13 protein-coding genes are annotated in these 17,671 nt (G+C 49.5%); 8 read left to right on the top strand and 5 right to left on the bottom strand.

The window, feature by feature from the left end; all coding sequences use genetic code 11:
* The 5 genes from L0156_11445 to L0156_11465 form a co-directional block, all read left to right on the top strand.
* A partial coding sequence (locus L0156_11445) for a protein kinase (protein MCI0603613.1) occupies positions 1 to 1,375 on the top strand: 1,375 nt, incomplete at its 5' end.
* Positions 1,285 to 2,028 carry a hypothetical protein gene (locus L0156_11450; GenBank protein MCI0603614.1) on the top strand — a complete coding sequence of 248 codons (744 nt, stop codon included), beginning with the start codon at positions 1,285 to 1,287 and terminating at the stop codon, positions 2,026 to 2,028. The genes L0156_11445 and L0156_11450, both read left to right, overlap by 91 nt.
* Before the next feature lies 1 nt (position 2,029).
* Positions 2,030 to 2,674 (top strand): hypothetical protein, encoded by a 645-nt coding sequence (locus L0156_11455; protein ID MCI0603615.1) that lies wholly within the window; start codon positions 2,030 to 2,032, stop codon positions 2,672 to 2,674.
* Between the two features lie 601 nt (positions 2,675 to 3,275).
* A complete protein-coding gene (locus L0156_11460; protein ID MCI0603616.1) occupies positions 3,276 to 3,503 on the top strand; it encodes an AbrB/MazE/SpoVT family DNA-binding domain-containing protein in 228 nt (75 codons plus the stop codon).
* 6 nt (positions 3,504 to 3,509) lie between these two features.
* A complete protein-coding gene (locus L0156_11465; GenBank protein MCI0603617.1) occupies positions 3,510 to 3,899 on the top strand; it encodes a type II toxin-antitoxin system death-on-curing family toxin in 390 nt (129 codons plus the stop codon).
* Between the two features lie 244 nt (positions 3,900 to 4,143).
* Here the strand turns inward: L0156_11465 and L0156_11470 are convergent, their stop codons facing one another.
* Genes L0156_11470 through L0156_11480 form a run of 3 tightly spaced genes read right to left on the bottom strand, consistent with a single transcriptional unit; the run spans position 4,144 to position 11,873 of the window.
* On the bottom strand, positions 4,144 to 5,613 hold the full coding sequence (locus L0156_11470) for a serine/threonine-protein kinase (GenBank protein ID MCI0603618.1): 1,470 nt from the start codon (positions 5,611 to 5,613) through the stop codon (positions 4,144 to 4,146).
* Positions 5,614 to 5,627: 14 nt separating this feature from the next.
* Positions 5,628 to 10,772: a serine/threonine protein kinase gene (locus tag L0156_11475; GenBank protein MCI0603619.1), complete on the bottom strand. Its 5,145-nt coding sequence runs from the start codon at positions 10,770 to 10,772 to the stop codon at positions 5,628 to 5,630.
* 12 nt (positions 10,773 to 10,784) lie between these two features.
* Complete coding sequence (locus L0156_11480) at positions 10,785 to 11,873, bottom strand: HEAT repeat domain-containing protein (GenBank protein MCI0603620.1); 1,089 nt, start codon at positions 11,871 to 11,873, stop codon at positions 10,785 to 10,787.
* Between the two features lie 600 nt (positions 11,874 to 12,473).
* Between L0156_11480 and L0156_11485 the strand changes: the two genes are divergently transcribed.
* The 3 genes from L0156_11485 to L0156_11495 all read left to right on the top strand — a co-directional run bounded on the left by L0156_11485 (position 12,474) and on the right by L0156_11495 (position 13,925).
* Positions 12,474 to 13,052, top strand: coding sequence for a hypothetical protein (locus L0156_11485; GenBank protein ID MCI0603621.1), 579 nt, complete (start codon positions 12,474 to 12,476; stop codon positions 13,050 to 13,052).
* Between the two features lie 166 nt (positions 13,053 to 13,218).
* A complete protein-coding gene (locus L0156_11490; protein ID MCI0603622.1) occupies positions 13,219 to 13,488 on the top strand; it encodes an AbrB/MazE/SpoVT family DNA-binding domain-containing protein in 270 nt (89 codons plus the stop codon).
* Complete coding sequence (locus L0156_11495; GenBank protein MCI0603623.1) at positions 13,485 to 13,925, top strand: PIN domain-containing protein; 441 nt, start codon at positions 13,485 to 13,487, stop codon at positions 13,923 to 13,925. Before L0156_11490 ends, L0156_11495 begins: the two co-directional genes overlap by 4 nt.
* 125 nt (positions 13,926 to 14,050) lie before the next feature.
* Here the strand turns inward: L0156_11495 and L0156_11500 are convergent, their stop codons facing one another.
* Together L0156_11500 and L0156_11505 are read right to left on the bottom strand one after the other, a co-directional pair.
* Positions 14,051 to 15,457 (bottom strand): HEAT repeat domain-containing protein, encoded by a 1,407-nt coding sequence (locus L0156_11500; protein ID MCI0603624.1) that lies wholly within the window; start codon positions 15,455 to 15,457, stop codon positions 14,051 to 14,053.
* An 897-nt stretch (positions 15,458 to 16,354) separates the two neighbouring features.
* Positions 16,355 to 17,482: a Gfo/Idh/MocA family oxidoreductase gene (locus L0156_11505; GenBank protein MCI0603625.1), complete on the bottom strand. Its 1,128-nt coding sequence runs from the start codon at positions 17,480 to 17,482 to the stop codon at positions 16,355 to 16,357.
* Positions 17,483 to 17,671 lie beyond the last annotated feature (189 nt).

Genomic DNA, 17,671 nt, shown 5'->3' on the forward strand with positions numbered 1-17,671 from the left:
GTTCTATATGTCACCTGAACAGGCGCTTGGGCACGCGCATCAGGTTGATGCTCGAAGTGACATCTATAGCATCGGAGCAACTTTCTACGAGCTGTTCACAGGTCATCAGCCATTCGAAGGACAGGTTGTAGAAGTTTTTATCAAGGTGATCGAAGAGGAGCCTGCCTCCGCTCGCAAACTGAATCCGGTTATTCCGGAAGTACTCAATACAATTCTTATGAAATGCCTGGAAAAGGAACGGTCCCACCGCTACGAATCAGCGAGAGCTCTGTCAGAAGATCTCGGCAGATTTCTGGATGGGGAACCGATCCTGGGAACTCCCGTTACATGGACTTCTCGCACGATCCGGAAAGCAAAAAAGCACCGGACGGTTTCGGTTCTATTGATTGCAGCGGCGCTTGCAATCCTTTTATCAGCAGGACTTGGAATCCGCGCCTGGATAGTTTCGCGCGATAAAATCCGTTATGCGACGGAGTTTGGTCAGGAGTTGAAATATCTGGAGCAAACGCTCCGCCATATGTACACCTCTCCTTTGCATGACGTTCGCAAAGAAGAAGCGATTGCGGAACTACGATTGAAAATCATCCAGGAACGCATGAAAAACGATGCGGAGGCTGCTCTGGGTCCGGGCCACTTTGCGATTGGTCGCGGCTATCTGGCAATGCGCAGGTATGCCGAAGCGGAAACAAATCTTCAAAAAGCATGGAATGTATACGACTACAACGTTGCTGAAGTCGCTTATTCGCTGGGACTCGCAAAGGCCATGTTGTACAGACAGGAGCTACAAAGCCTGGAAAGAATTTCAAACGCAGAGCAAAGAGAAGCACGCAAAAAAGAAATAGACAAGTCCCTTCGTGATCCAGCTTTGCGGTGGCTTCGGCAGGGAGAAGAGGCTGCAGGCGAATCCGGTGAATACGGAGAAGCGGTCGTTGCTTACCTGGAGAAGAAGTATCAGGAAGCGCAACAGAAAGCGTTCGAGAGTTTACGCAAGTTTCCGTGGTTATACGAAGCCAGAAAATTAATCGGCGATTCTTACGTTGCAGTAGGAAACCTGCGACGCGATGAAGGCAAGAATGATGAAGCAATGACAAACTACAAAAAGGCGCAAGCGGCATACGCAGAAGCGTCCAGCAAAGCGAACAGTGATGCTGAAGTTTATTTGCAGAACTGCGGGTTACAGGTGGAAATCATGACACTCCAAACGTATCAAACCGGCGCATCGCGGAAACAGCATATGAGGAGGCGCAGACCGCATGCAGTAGCGCTTCCATCGCGGATCCGGAAATGGTGGATGCTTTCAACGGTGCTGCTGCGGCTCATCTGCGGTGGGCCGAATCTCAGATTCCCAAAGGGCAAGATCCGCGATCTGCTTTAGCGAAAGCGATTGCAGCATCGCAACATGCATCCGGTTTGAATGCAAAGGATGAAAAATCCCGTCGCCTGATTGGCACTGCGTATGAGATCCAGGCGGAATATGAGATCAATCATGGAATGAATCCTGCTACATCACTGAAAATGGCGGCGATGGAATACGAAGCAGCTCTTCAAATCAATCCGAGTTTGATTTCAGCTTTCGAAGGCCTCGGTAGAGTGGCGATATTTACAGGAAAGGTGGACCTGATGCGAGGACAGGATCCTCGCCGGTCGGTGGATGCATCGATCGGATATTACCGGAAAGCATTGAGCTTGAACCAGAACCTTGCATACAATCACAACAACGTTGGATCTGCATATTTCTTGAAAGGACAGTTTGAAATGATGCGCGGTCTGGATCCACGCTCCTCGCTGGATGATGCTGCCAAAAGTTATCGGAAAGCTTCTGAAATCAATCCGGGACTCCCGGCGATCTTTATCAATCTCGCCAGCGTTTACACAAACAAAGCTTTGTATGAGATTGGCCATGGCTTGAATCCCCTCCCGTCAGCCAACTCTGTTGTGGAAATTTCCAGAAAAGCAATTGCGAGAACCCCCCAAAATGCAATGGCTTTCGATGCGCTCCGCCGGTTACTCCGTCAGGTCACAGTATGAAATGAAAATGGGAATAAATGCGAACGTTTCTTTGGAGCAAGCTCTGGAGCACAGCCGGAGAGCAAACCAGATCAATCCCTCTTTTGATGTGGGGCGCGTCAATTTTGCAAGCATCCTTACGGACAAGGCGCTGTACCTGCATCAGCAAAAGAAGCCTCTGAAAAATGTCCTGTCCGAAGCAATAGAGGCGCACGAAGCGGCGATACGAATTAATCCAAACCGGCCCGAGCCGCACCTCACTTATGGAAATCTCCACACGATCGCCGCCAGGGATGATATCCGTTCCGGCAAGAATCCAAGCTTGAATCTGAAGCTGGCACATTCCCATTTTGATAAGGCTCTGGAGTTGTATCCTGAATATGCCGAGGCGCGGATGGGGAAAGCGGAAAGTTTCTACTGGCAGTCGTATTTCCTTTTCCATAGCGGCCAAACTGCTGAAAAGGAAATCCATCTCGGCTACGCAGAAGCAGAGAAAGCAATTGGATTAAGCCCGCAACTTGCCGAAGCGTACGCCATTCAGGGAATGCTGGAATTGCTTCAGAATCGTTCCATGCAGGGTGAAGCTTCGATTAGAAAAGCGATCGAACTGAACGCAAATCTAAAAACGCGCTACGAGCCATTTCTAAAATCTCATCTCAAACAGTGAGTCCTCCCGGATTCCATGGAATGCGGCAATTACATTGCGGCTGTTCTGTTTCAGTTTCCGCGGTGAATATTCGAAAATCATACTCTCCTATCCGGTTTTCGAACACGAAGTGCAGCTTGACTCTCTGACCTCCGAGAGGGCGGCGCTGGAACGACACTTGCTAAGGTCGGTATGAAACCATGGATGGTTTCGTGGGTTCAAGATTTTAGAGAGGGGGAGGATTCCATATGCAAAAAAGTTTTAAAAGCAGTCCCATTTCTTTGCTCCGAGTTTAGCTCATTCACTTTCCTCCTTTGCCCGATATGCCGATGTGAGTGCGACATTGCGTACAGATAAACTTTGTTGTCCAAAAAGCAAAACAGAAATGTTTCCGGCGTGATTTGCTACTCCCTCCACATCCGGATTCCGATTCGGCGGTTTCCCATGCGCGCGCGGCTAAAAACATCAACGTGTTCCGGTAGCCCACATCAGAAAGCCAATGACTCCGCGCAGCAAGGCTGTTATCAGCGCGGAATGGCTCGCCGCGACGATCCGGGAAAATTTGCGTTTTGGGGATTGCGGTATTACAATGTTAATACATTGTATAACCATCGGAGAAATCATGATTAAGCGACTTACGTTACATGGAAACAGTCTGGCATTGGTAATTGAAAAGGCAATTCTGGAGCTTTTGAAGATTGACAAAGATACTCCACTTGAAATCGTCACCGACGGGAAGAACCTGATCATCTCACCGGTAAAGGATGCGAACAGGGAGAAAAGAATTCAGTCGGCCCTGACGAAGATCAATCGACGTCATTCGCAAACTTTGCGGTCGCTTGCGAAGTAGTGTTTTGTGAAAACTCCGGTTTTTCTTACCCTGGCCGACGCCGTTGAAATCCATAGCAACCAGATCCAGATTTATGGCGGGGTCCATGGAATGAGAGACATCAGACTCCTGGAGTCTGCCCTGGCTCAACCGGAAGGAAGCTTTGGCGGTGCATGGCTCCACTCCGATATTTACGAAATGGCATCAGCGTACACGTATCACATTTGTATGAACCATCCGTTTCTGGATGGGAACAAGAGAACAGCTCTTGTCGCCGGTCTTGTATTCCTTGAACTCAACGGCATCTCTCTGAGAGATCCCAAAGGAATCCTGCTAGATGCCATGCTGGAAATGGCTTCAGGAAGTATGTCAAAAAGACAATTTGCGGAGATCCTTCGGCAACTGCCGGTCGATTAAAAACGGGAGCCATACACGGCGGGGATTACTGTTTTGCTCAACGAGCTTGCGGCTTTCTTCTGCTTTCGTTCGGGCCGTTGTAAAGTCCTTCGTTCGTTCTGCAAGCTGTCCATCGAGTAAAAGGCATTCGCGGCGCTGAGAAATTTGAATCTGTACCCTCAGCAGGAGCCGTCAGCGAGTGAAGGAGATTGCCAAAAATAGTCTGGCGGCGTTCACGGATCTCCTTCCGACGCAAATTGATCCTCTAAATTGCCAGGGTCAGTTCCATGAGGAATACATCGGCGGTTGCGTAGCGATCATTCAACTGTTCTTGCAGAGCATGATCGATCACTTCGGCGAGTTTTTTTGGAATGCCCGGATCTCTTTTCCGGATGGGAACGATTCCCCCCCTTAAGATGACTTCGATTGGATCCCGGCCCGGAGGAAAGTCGCGTGGAAGCTGTCCTGTTAACATGCAATAAAATGTAGCGCCCAGACTCCAAACGTCGCTGATCGGTTTGGCAAATCTGTAATTGATTAACTGCTCCCGCGGCAGGAAACCCGGAGTCCCTCCGAACGTTCCTGTTGCAGTCAATCCGGAAAGCCCGGCTTTATCAAAGTTTTTTGCGAGTCCGAAGTCAGAAATTTTTGCGACGCCATTTGCATCCAGCAAAATATTCTGTGGCTTCAAATCCCGGTGGACAAAGTCTCCCCGGTGCGCAAACGCCAATCCCTCGAGCGCTGAAAGCATGATCGGTTTTGCTTCCAGTAATGACACCTTGCCACCGCGTTTTTCGATGAGACTATCCAGACTGCCTCCGGGACAATATTCCATTGCAAAATAGAAAGCGGTTCCGGCTGATCCATGATCGTAAAGCTCTACAATATTAGTATGCCTTAACTGTCGTGTGATTTCGATCTCACGCAGAAACTGCTGTCGCGATTTTTCATCGACAGCCACCCTGGAAAGCATCAGTTTCAAAGCGACGTTCCGGCCATCGCTCTGGCGAACGGCCAGATAGACGGCTCCCATGCCACCTTTTCCCAGCATCTTTACAATCTCATAACCGGGTATGTTGTGAGGCGTCTCCTCTTCCGGTTTTCCAGCAAGCATTCTAAGGAAAAGCGCCAGAGGATCCGCTTCCGCTTTGTTGCGGCAATTGAGGCAAACATAGTTTCCGTAACGCCTTTTTCCGATTTCTGCAGAAACATCCTTCCCGCATTGATCGCACCGCCTGATCTCCTGTTTTCGTGATGGTTCGTTTACAGTAGCAAGCTTTTGCTTGCAGGCAGGACAGATGTGCGTGCCGCCAACCCATTCGCATTGCGCCTGATCGGCTTCAGAAATTTCTTTTCCGCACTCACAACAGCATAGAGCAAACTCCACTGAAATGCGCATCACGGTATCCCCAACTCGAATCTGGTCTGCGTCTTTCAAATCTACTTCAGGGAATCTTCTCATGCCTCCCTGATGGGGAGTGTCGTTTTTCCCTCTTCCTCCGTATTTGATACCGTTTACGTAGGTTCCGTTGAGACTTCCTAGATCCCGAAGCCGGGCTTCCGGAGGATTCGCTTCAAGAAGGAAATGATGCCGGGAGGCCGTCGAATCATCTGGCGAGAGTCGTCCGTGACAATCCTCGGAACGGCCAAAGATAAAAGTGTCATGCTCAACGAAGGTAAAAATACTTCCCTGAATGGGTCCCTGAGTGACTCTCAAAATGATCTTGCCTGGCATACCCGTTCCCTTATTTATTTGCCGGAGGGCATTGGAAGCGGATTCCAATTCTCCGAAAATTCATGCAACTTGAGACGGATCGTATCGGCGCTAATAAAGCCATATCCCGCGCAACGCAAGGTAAAAAGAAGTTGATCAAAATCCTGTTCGGTCCATTCCGGTTTTTTATGACCGAATGAAAGCAAACCCCCTGGTTTCGATGAATGCTGTGCCAGAAACGATTCGATGTACGGTCGCGCTTGTTCAATCCAGTCTTGTGAAGCCGGTAATTCCAAATCCCAATCGAGTCGCCAGAACTGCATTCCGGAATTCAAACCTGGAAGAATCATCGAACACGCATCCGGTCGCAGGCCTACTGTTGAGACAGCTGCGGAAAGTGTAAGCACGCGAACGCAATCCCCTGAGGATGTATTCCAGAGGCGCACGGTTTTATCTTCGCCGGTTGACAACAGCCATTTGCCATCAGAAGTCAATTGAATCGATGCAACCGCAGACTCGTGTCCTGAGAATGTGCGCAAGCATTGCCCTGTAAATACATCCCATACCATCACCGCTTTATCATCGCCTGCGGAAAATGCCAATCGATTGGCCGGATCCAATGTAACGCAACGAACGGGGCCACGATGACCATTTAGAACGCGGATGCATTTCCCATTTGACAGATTCCAGAGTCGAATGGTTCGGTCCTGTCCCGCTGAAAGAGCCCAGCGCCCATCCGCGGCGGCGCACACGGAGTAAACAGCGCCCGAATGGCCCTTCAGGATGCGTGTGCAATCGCCTGTTTGTGTCTCCCATAGGCGGAGCGTACTGTCATCACTTGCGGTTAGAACTTGATCACCTCTCCGCAGAAAATATGCGGATCGAATTACAGCTTCTTGGTTTGCATACTGTTGAACGACTTTATTGGTTTCAATTTCCCACAACAACAACTTGCCGTCAGAACTGCCGCTGAGCGCACGCAAACCATCCGGATGGTAAGCGACACAACACACAGGTGAAGAATGCTTTTCAAATACCCACGACTTGCCTGAAGTTAAATCCCAGACCCGTGCGGCGTTATCATCGCTTCCGGTTAGGGCACGACCGCCATATGTGCTCACCTGCAATGCGCGGATAGGTGCAGTATGGCCTTCCCATTCGGTTTCCATCCATCCTTCACGAAATTTAGTTCGACGGCAATATTGAGCCAGCGCAGCCCATGCGTTCATGCAAAACGGATCACGAGTATAGGGTGCGCTCGCGCGCGCTTCCTTTGCCAGACTCAGAGCATCGGGCCATTTTTTCTCCGCGGATGCCAGCTCGCTTTGAATCAGTAATCGTCTCATCTGCGCGTACTGTCGCAAGTTATCTTCGCGGAATCCTACGCCTGCCGCGCCCATGTGACGTAAGAATTCAGAGAAGTCCTCATCATTCCAGACCGGAGTGCCTGTTCTGGTGAGTCTCCTTGCTTTTTCATCGTCGTTGGGATCGCGATCACCAGGAATCTGTGCCGAATACGGAGTGTGTAGCGTGAGAAAGCTTTCTATAAATGGTAGCGAATCTTCCTGTTTCCAATCGGATTTGTGAGCCTCCAGATCCCAGTCCAGATGCCACAGCCGAAGCGTTTTGTCTCTGCTTGCTGTTGCAACGGAACGCCCGTCCGCACTGAGACAAAGCGAAGTGATCCAGGACTTGTGAGCTTCGATTTCTTTTATGCACTCGCCGGTCTCCAGTTGAATCACTCTTAATGCGGCGCCTTCCGCGGAAAGAATCCATTTACCATCCGGTGTGACCACTGCGTGGATTCCGGAATCGTTGATTGTCTGGATGCATTTTCGAGTGGCTAAATCCCAGACCAATATCATCGGGTTCATATTGCCCGCGCCGGTGCCTGAAACTATGATTCGGCGACCGTCTTTCGTGAAACAGGCTGAAATCCAATTCCGCAAATCTGTTTCGAACACGCAATTGAACTTCCCAGTAGCAAGATTCACGTATCCGATTGTGTTTTTCTCTCCTGCCGCAGTGAGCGCGAATCGATCATCCGGTGAAAAACAAACATGCTGGATGCCATCATCATGACCAAAGATGCGAAGGCATTTACCTGTCTTCACATCCCAGAGTCGTGCCGTCTTGTCGGTGCCTCCTGAAAGTGCCAGGCTCCCATCGGAGCTCAAAGAAACAGAATTCACCCAGCTTCCCAGGCCGCTGCTGTGCTCTCCCAATTTACGACCCTTTTTTGTAAGCGTATCCAGCAGCCAGACTTTCTCCGACTGGCTTCCTCCAAAAAGTGCAAATGTTCCATCGCCGCTCAAGCAAACGGTTTTGATCCAGGGCCACCAGGTTTCCTTTTCGTAAGTTGCAAAGCATTCTCCTGTCTCGGTATCCCAGAGACGCATACTGCCGACATCGCATCCGGATAGCATCCTTCTGGCATTCCGGTTCAAACTAACCGATGAAACTTCACGGACGTGTCCTTCAAAGGATTTCAACAGCCAGACATCGCGCAATCCGCTTCGTTTGCATTGGAAAGTAAGGTCTTTCCAGATTTCCAGATTCTGTGGCGACCGTTCGTGACCTGAAAGACCTCTTGCTTCGCGTATGCTTTCGAGCGCAGAGGCAAAGTCGGAACTTTTCAGTGCGTCTTTCGCTGATTGAATCAATCGTGCGGCGAGACTTTCCGATTCGAACAATACATCGTGAGACCAAACGCGGGAAACCTGAAAGGGTGATTTGTGAACAGTGATATCAGGAAAGCTGAAGTGCAAAATATGAGACCCGATCGCGAAGACTGCCCGGGTACAGTCTTCATTTATATTCATGCATTTCAATTCGCCGTATCCGAGATTTCGAATCGTTCGTAGACAGCGGCCAGATTTTGCGTCCCATAATCTGAGGCTCTTGTCGTAGCTGCCGGAGAGAGCAAATCTCCCATCCGTGCTGAGCGAAAGTGAGGAGATTTCCCCTGTATGTCCGCTGAAGACGTGCGAACGGCGGCCGGTTGCCAGATCCCAAAACTGCAACGTTCCATCGTCAATTCCCGCGAGAACAAAACGTCCGTCAGGGCTCAAACACAGGCAGGATGCGGGGCGGTTCAAGCCTTCGATTTTTCGAACAACACGTCCGGATGATCCATCCCAGAGTGTCATGAAATGATTAGAATTATCTCCAGTCACGATCCAGCGACCGTCCGGTGTGATCGCGAGCGCGCGAACGATCTGGTTATGGAATTCCGGAAACGTAGTTTTACATATTCCCGCATCTATATCCCATAAACGCAAACTTTCGAAGCTTGATGAAACTCCATAATGGCCATCAGGAGTCATGTCGACTGCTTTGATTCCCATTCGATGTCCGGATAACGTGCGTAAACGGCGCCCGGTTTGAATATCCCAGAGGAAGACTCTGCCGTTTTCACCACCCGTTAACGCGAACCGGAAATCTCTGGTGACTGAAATGCTGTCGATTCGATCTCCATCCGCGAAAAATGTTCGCAGGACTTCTCCCGACTCGAGATCGGTGAGTTTCATGTATCGATCGTTGCTTGCCGATAGGATTTTTGTACGGTCATTGCTCCAGCAAACTGACGTAACGTAATCCGTGTGGACTTCCAGTTTTTGGAGTACGCGGGGGGAAACGATACTACCTGAAGTTGCAGTTTTCAGCATCGCGTCTATTTCAGGTTGCTCACCTGCCTGGCGCAACGCAGCTTCAAGCAATGGAATGGCTGATTCCGGATCGCATCGTTCCAGATGAACCAGTCCCGTGTAGTAAGCCGGCTGCCAGCGTTCCCTGTGAGCATCCTGAACCGAATCCAGTCGCTGGAGCAACGCATCATCCGCCAGTTCTCCGCACCGCCAGTTATGCACTCCGCTGTTGTATACAGTTTCGGGATGCTGCGGATCAGCCTGTAGAGCGGATTGCCATATTTCTTTTGCCGAACTCTCCATTCCCAGATCCAGGAATGAAAGGGCCTTGTTGTTCAGACCGTCTGCCATTAAAGTTGCAGCTTTTGGCTCAAGCCGCGGATAGGTAACACCTGTGAGCTGCTGATACAGTTCACGAAGAGTGTCTGCAATGTTCATCATGCTGGCCGGACGATCATCTGGATTTCTCGAAAAACAGAGTTTTAACAGGTCCGCAAGCTGACCAGGCATTTGAGGGATCATCCCCTCGCTACCGGTTTCGAGATAACTTTCCAGTGCTTCGTAAGCGACCTGTCCCGAAGCCCAGTTGACTCCTCCCGTAAATATTTCCAGAACGGAAACTCCCCAGGACCAGATATCAGTCTTTCGGGAGAGTTGCTTCCCGGAAGCTTGCTCCGGTGAACAATAAGCCGGCGTCATCCCGCCGGAGCTGACAAGAATGCTTTGACCGGATCGCAAATCTTGATTCTCTCCGGCCTGGCCACGCGCCTTAGACAACCCGAAATCGGTTACCTTCACCGTTCCATCAACAGCGATCATCACATTTGCAGGCTTCACATCTTGATGGATCAATCCCTTTTCGTGAGCGTAATGCAAACCCAGGACAAACTGAATCATGAAATCCAGAATCCGTGCCAGCGCTTTTTCGTTTCCTCCTTCGTACAACCTCTCACTGCGAATCCAATCCGCAAGACTTCCTCCATCTATATATTCAGCAAAGATGCGGGGGATATCACCGAGGGTGCGGACATAATAACAGGTGACAATGTGTGGATAGATCCCCAGATCTACCCAGGATTGGGCCTCTTTTACGAAACCTGTTTTCCCTTCCTGTTTGGAAAAAATCTCAACGCGAGGGCTCTTTACAGCCAGGTCGAGATTCCATCCGCGGTGACGTACTTTGAAGACTTTCCCCATCCCGCCCTGGCCAATCAACTCCTTGATTTCGTACAGATCAAGAATCACATCTCCAACATTCCACTCAGAAAGCGCGACCTCTTCCGAAACTACTACCGCTTCTGGTGATTCTGTTGCAAACCGTGTTTCGATCATTGGGGATTTGGGAATCGGTTCGACCACATATTCAGGATGGTTCTGATAATAGCCCGTTTGGCAGCCTTCCGGATTTGTCACGTTCGAGGTGTGATAAAAACCACCACCCAGAGTGAAACACTGAAAGACAGGTCCGCCGCAGTCGATGCATATCTGCAAAGGTCCGTGATCGTGTCCGGGATAATGGTAGAGATCCGACATACCGGTTTTGTTTTAGCGTCCTTGCAATCGCTCTAACGCGCGGGTCGTTTCGCGGGCTAAATCCGTTAACTTGTCCTTTAATGAATCCTTTTCCCAGCTCGGGTGTTTTGCCATTTCCGTCTGTAGCCGTTCCAATCGTTTTAAGCAGTACTGGAGAACCTCTATCAACGTTTCTATTGCCGCCGGATCCCCTAATTTCCCAACCGCCACTACGGTTGCTGTGACTTCTTCTGTTGCGGAGATCTCTCCAGGGATGGTTGTTCCGGCGGAATTGGCTTCTCTCTTCTTCAACAGAATCCAGTCACAAAGTGGTTGCATAACTCGCGGATCATTAATCTCTCGAAGGCATCGTGCCGCAGCTAAAGAATTCTCTTTCTTGAGCGTAATCACGAGTGGCTCGAGCGCGCGGGGATCGCCGAATTCGCCGAGAGCTATAGCGGCATCGTCTGAGCCGGTTCGCTGATAACATTTAAACAATGCGTCAGCGGTCCGCGGATCTTTGATTCCTCTCAGTGCATTTGCTGCATATTTAGAGTAACCTTTCGAATCCAGTAGTTTAACTAAAAAATCGACAGCGTTCGGATCGCGGATCTGACTGATTGCGGATCCACAATCATAGTTCCCATCGCCATAATGGGAGAGTAATATTTCAAGTCCAGGGAGTCCTGACTCTGCTAGAGCACTTCTTGCAGAATACTGCACTCCCGTATCCGGGTTTTTCAGGAGAGCCGCAAGTGCTTCGACCGCGCGTGAGTTCTTGATCCCGCCAAGCGCACCGGCGATTTCATATTGCAAATTGGTATTCGCATTTTGTAGAAGCGAAAGTAAATGCTCCAGAGCTCGATCGTTGCCGATCCTTCCAAGGATACGGATTGCCTGGCTCCGAATTTCCGCATCCGGATCGGATGCGAGCTTTACCATCGGATCGACTGCTGTGTCAAGTCTGCCGAGCGCATCAGCGGCCGCTTTCCTGCATTCGCGATCCCGAAGCGCTTCGATTAAGGGTTTTACTGCATTCGCTGCAACAAGATCCAGTATCGCCTGTTCACGCACATCCGGATTGTAGGATTTCAGTTTGCGGATTTTCAGGAAGTCAAACATCGTTCCCCCTGCTAAACGTCAAAGATTGTGCTTCACCTGTGAACGGATTTGATGCAATTCTAACACGGCTAGTCCAGAGGTAGCTTGAATCTATCGCGTCATCCATTTGGATACAGGAGAACTGAGGAATTCCTTAATCGGGATGACATCTCCACCTATCAGAATGATCTTCTGAGGTTTCGCGATCCTCGCAAACGATTCCATGCTGGGAAAGGAATCTCGTATCCTACCGCTTTTCACTTCAATTGCAGCGATCCTGTTGTGCTGAGGTGAAACCAGCGTACGATAGTTATTTATAGGATCAAGGAGCAGCGGATTATGTTCACCTGGTGGTACCTTCGTCAACTAAAATCGGTCAATCCATCAACGCGGGCCAATGCAGCGAATCGCTTGAGCAGGAAGAAGTCCGTTCGGCCCTTGATCCAAATGTTAAGGCATCCGGTAGCGCGGCCTTCCGCGATCGATGCCCTGCGTTCGATCGGCGGAGAATCGGCAATCCCTTTGAGTATCGCTCTAAAAAGTCCCGACAAACAAATAAGGACCGGGGCTGCTCTGTGCATACACTATGATTCGGAAAGTGTCGGACCATTAGTCGAACTCTTGGATGATCAACAAGCGGCGCATTCCGAACGGTTGGAGGCATCTAGATATCTGGGAAAAGGCAAACAGACGAAATTGCTTTTGGATGCGCTCGAGAAAGGAAATGCTCTTGCGATAGAAGGCATATGGGAAAGTTCAGACCCAAGAACCTTCGAATTGGCCTTGGGCACTGTTTTATCTTCATCTGAGGAAGCCAAGCGGGTGGCGCTACAGATTGCAGGAGAACGTCTCTTTCGGCTGCTGCTGATTGAACAATTCAATTGGGTCATATGGGATGAGGAAGAGAAAGCGTGGATAAACGCGTTTGGCAAAGGTCTCATTAAATTACCTCTAGCGCAAGCAGTTAACTCTTACCGCTCTGCTCTCGAGCAACGGGAAAGCGGTGTAATCTATGGAAGCGGAGAATCTGTTCGCCTTAATGAAGGCTCTCAACGAATCTTGATTGCAGCTCTGCAGGAACTGGCCATTGAAGGCGGTGAACACTGTCTTAGTAACCTTGAGAAACTCATGCTCCAATTACCACCGTTAGCGGAAGCTGCCGGGAGAACAATTGCCAAGATAAGAAACCGCTCCACGTAAATTCTGTTTCTTTAAGATAATCGAATTGGGGGAATCGAACCTGCAGCTATCACATTCCAATCTCGTGTCGCTCTTCGGGAGTCAGCAATTCTTCCGCGAGAATGATTGGAATCCTGTCGCTATATTGCCATTGATTATTGCCATTTTCCATAATACAATGGCAATTATGGAAACCACGATTGATAAATTTGGTCGAGTACTAATTCCAAAAGACTTGCGTGATCATCTAGGTCTTGATGAAGGAACAACGCTGGTCATTGAACTATCAGAGAATCGAGTGATCCTAACGCCAGCCGGCGTAGGATCACCTTTGGTCCGAAAAGGGCATATCCTTGTGTTTACCGGAGCGCCTCAAGGAGATCTTCGTGAAGCAGTAAAAAAGGATCGCATTCGCAGGTCTGGTAAGTTTCTAAAAGGGATGAAGGCCAGGCGGTGAAGGATGTATTGCTCGATACCGGCGTTCTGGTCGCGTCATTTGTCGCGCGTCATGAATTTCATGAAAGAGCATATCCGTGGCTGGAAAAAATCTACAGATCGGAGCTCGCCGGTTACATTTGTCAGCACTCCGTTGCAGAAGTGTACTCCATTCTGACAACTCTGCCAGTCAAGCCGCGCATTTTCCCGGAAATGGCCGCAAAACTGATTCAGGAGAACTTAAAACTCTTCAACATCGTAGGATTAAACCCAAAGGACTACCTGTGGTGTATCACCCACCTGGGTGACATTGGTCAGCCGGGCGGCGTCATTTACGATGCGCTGGCCGCAAAGGCTGCAATAAAATCGCAAGTCAAGCATCTCATCACGTTTGATCCGGATGATTTTCGTAGAGTCCTGCCCGTCGAATACCACTCAATCATTCTTGTTCCCGCTTAGGAAGACGGGATGCTACTTGCGACGGGTTCGGGGGATGGTGTGATTCTATGGGATCCGTCGACACAGAAAAAGATCCGCTCGTTCCGTGTGCCTTCCACGAAATACAGTGTAGATGCATTGGCGTTTCAACCGGATGAGAATGCTGTTCTATCAGCAACTATGGACGGCAAGATATGCTCGTGGAATACCGAATCCGGAAGACTCATTGGAAGCTTGTCGACAGACTGCATCGATGATTTCTCGGTCGCAGATCCTGCAATTACTTTTTCGAAGGATGGTTGGATGGTTGCCTGTCGAAACGAATTGAACTCCATTTCGATCTGGGACAAAATCTTGTTGAGTGCTTCGCGGCCCTGGATTTCACCAATTGCCTGAATAGCTGTATTTCGCCAGTCCCAATGGTCGCTCATTAAATCATCTTCGAATGCAGGAATAGACAAAATCGCTTCTTTGCTCTTCCTCCAATTCGGATCAATATTCTTCAGTGCTGCTACAGCGGCAGGCCAAACATCCGAACTGCCATCTCTAAGTCTGTGAATCAAAGGACCAATGGCTTTGCTGCTCCTTATTTTTCCCAAAGCAACAGCTGCTGCCGTCCTGACCTTGTTGCTTGTGTGCTGGAGAGCTTCACACAGGGAATTGATTGCTGCCGGATCGCCTGTTTCTCCTAACAGGAAAGCCGCTTCTTCTACGGTTTCCCAATCTGGCATGGTTAAAGCTGAAACCACTGCAGGAATTGCTGCCTTTGCCGGTTCGGATTTACACCAATTGGCATCGATTCTCTCCAGCATGTGCCGTGCATTTTTTCTGATTCCGGCGGATTCATTAAAATTAGAAAGAGCCCTTATCAATACTGGAACACTTTCTAATTCCGGTATTTTTGACAAGTCGGCATCAATTCTTTCCAGTGTCTTCACTGCAATTTCTCTCATCCACTGAGAAGAATGGACAACATCCTTTGTTACCTGGGCTGCAACTACCAGCGCTTCATCCGAGCGGACCCAGTTCCGATCAACTTCGTCCAGGGCTGTCAACGCAACCGCCCTGATTGCAGCTGAGCTATCCAGCAAGGTCTGAACCAAAGCGGGAACGGCACGCCTGTCCCCAATCCTATTTAGAACGTCGACGCCTACTTGACGTACGTATTGATTTTTGTGTTTCAGACTCATGATAAAGTACGAAACCACCTCATTTCCAATATCCGATTGAATCCAATACGGATTGAAAAGGTCCATGGTTTCAATAGCAGCGATACAAATTCGAGTGCTCGGGATAGTTAGAAGGTCTCTCAAAATCTCTGCTAAACGATCCGGTTCGAGAGATTCGATGATGGTGACTGCGTTCGCACACGCATCTCTGTTTTCATCACACAGGAATCCAAGTGCGCGAGCCGCTTGCTCCTTGCTGGATGCATCTAAAAGGGCTGTAATCAGTGGTTGAACAGAAGCTGGCCCGAATTTAACAATGGAACTTACAGCGGCTTCCTGTACCGCCGAGTGGTCGTCAGATAGAGCGGCAAATGAGTGGTTCAATTGCGGCACGCGGCTTCGATTTACCGAGATCCTGAATAGCCCTTTTCCGTGCTTCAGGGTTCTTCGATCGCAGTTGGTAGAGTTTCCACCAAAGCATTCAACTTATCCCCTGAAATTAATTGTACCAAAACAAGCGAACAAATTCGTCACCGGAGAATTTGCGCTTGTGGACTGCCCTGCATTTTTATTGCCTTCCGTATCAAATGTGAAAATTTGCACTTCTCCTGGGAACCGGTGAATTCAAAACGTTCTAGTATCCAGCAATGTGTATGTTTTTACAACTTATACACAGTTTGGATAATTTTGTACACAATGATGTGCATTTATGTGTATCGAGTGGAAGAGATGGTCCGTAGAGATATAGAGCTCAGAGAAAGAAGGTTATCCAAACTGTCGAAGATTATCTGGGTCTGGACAGAATGTTCGGATCACCATAAGCAGGACCTTTAACGCGGCGTCGATCGTGAGGCGCCTTTTTTGTCAAACTCGTTCAGAAGCTCCATTCGAAGCGATGGAGCGAGCGGCTGCCGCAATCCAAAGTGCATTTTGGAAACCATCTCTAAATCTAGGCGTAAAGGGATTGCCTGTTCTCAATGAATCAACAAACTTTGTTAGAGCAGCACGAATACTCGCGCGCCCCATAGATTCAGATCGCTTAAAACCTCGATAGCCAAGAGTGACGATATCGAGCAAGAAAGCGGAAGCGTGGTTTTGCGAGGCACCGTTTTTTTCCAGATGCAATGCCATATTTGGTTCAGCAAGACGAATGGCCCCTTTGGGGCACGGGCAACAACCAATCGAGATTGAGGCAATTGCGTCAACAAGACAATGGAAGGATGATCAACTCCGGTTGCGGCTTGCTTTCCAGGATGGATCATCCGCGGTTTGTGACCTGGCTTACGGGAAACGAACACGCGAGTGGCTTATCATACGTATCAGCTCAGTCGCAAGATCGATTGCGTGACAACCAAGATCATGTAAGACACCCCCCTCCATTGGATTCAATCGATGCATCGTGATCTTAGACCAGCCAAGAACGTCTAAATGAAGGCAAAACTCAAGCTCGACGGGGCTTCCGATCGCCTGGTCTCTAAGAAGTTGCTGCGCACGAATGTAATTTGGCCAAAAACGTCGATTGAAATCGATCATAAGGCGCAGTTCCTCACGCACGGCATCGATGCTCGCGATCTGTGATGAAAGCAGAAGCGGTTTTTCCACAAATACGGGAATTCCGCGACCGATCGTATCCGTCCAAATCTCAAAGTGTGCAGAAGGGGGTGTCGCAACAAGAACACCATGGATCGAGGAACGATCCAGCATCGAGCGGTGATCAGTATAAATGTCTGCATCCGGAAGAAGCATTTTTGCGGTTCGGCTGCTTTCAGGAAGTGGATCAACAACCGCTGAAATACGAACCGCAGGCAATGTTTGAAGGGCCGGCAAATAATATTCGCGCACAAGACGGCTAACTATCGCGAAACCATCCGGGCGGTGCTCGCCCGTTCGCCCCGAATCCGGGGCACCTTTTACAACGCCGATTGACTTTGAGCTTACTTCAGTAACCGGGTACTCGTGGCTCCAGCGAAGCAGAAGATCAGGTAGAAGATGTTGCCTGATGCCCGGGTAGATCTGCTGAAGTAACAGAACATCTTCAACAATCGGAACGTTTGTACCGTTTGTACGAAGCCCAAGAAAACACCTGGTCACATGTTCTATATAACGGTGGTAGGCGTCGCTTCCTGGTTCGAGGATTCCAAGCGGTTCCCGTCCACTCAGATTCAAACGAAGGAAGCTAAAGAGGTCGGACCGTAGAGCGAAACCTGGTGTCCGATTCCAATCAAGTCCACCTGTCACTTCGCGGCTCACGACAAAATCACGAACTTCAACGGGCACGGATCGAGCGATCGCGTGCTGCACGGGTGCAGGAATCGATTCACGCAATGCGCGAATCAGCCCTCGCTTCTGCGGCAATGAATTGCCGCTCGTTGGAGTTTCGTTGTAGTAAATCGCATTAATACGATCCATCGCGCGACGTACAAAATGTTCTTGTGAAGGCCCTGGATCCTCTCTTTGAGCCAAACGGGCAGATCCTTGATCCGCTTGAGTGGATCGGAAAACTTACCATGCATATTCCTGATCATGGAGCACAAACGATTCGCTACTGTGGTCGCTATTCAAATGTCTCTCGCGCAAAAGCAGCCCGATGCGCTCAAC

This window comes from bacterium (assembly GCA_022616075.1).
Lineage (GTDB): Bacteria > Acidobacteriota > HRBIN11 > JAKEFK01 > JAKEFK01 > JAKEFK01.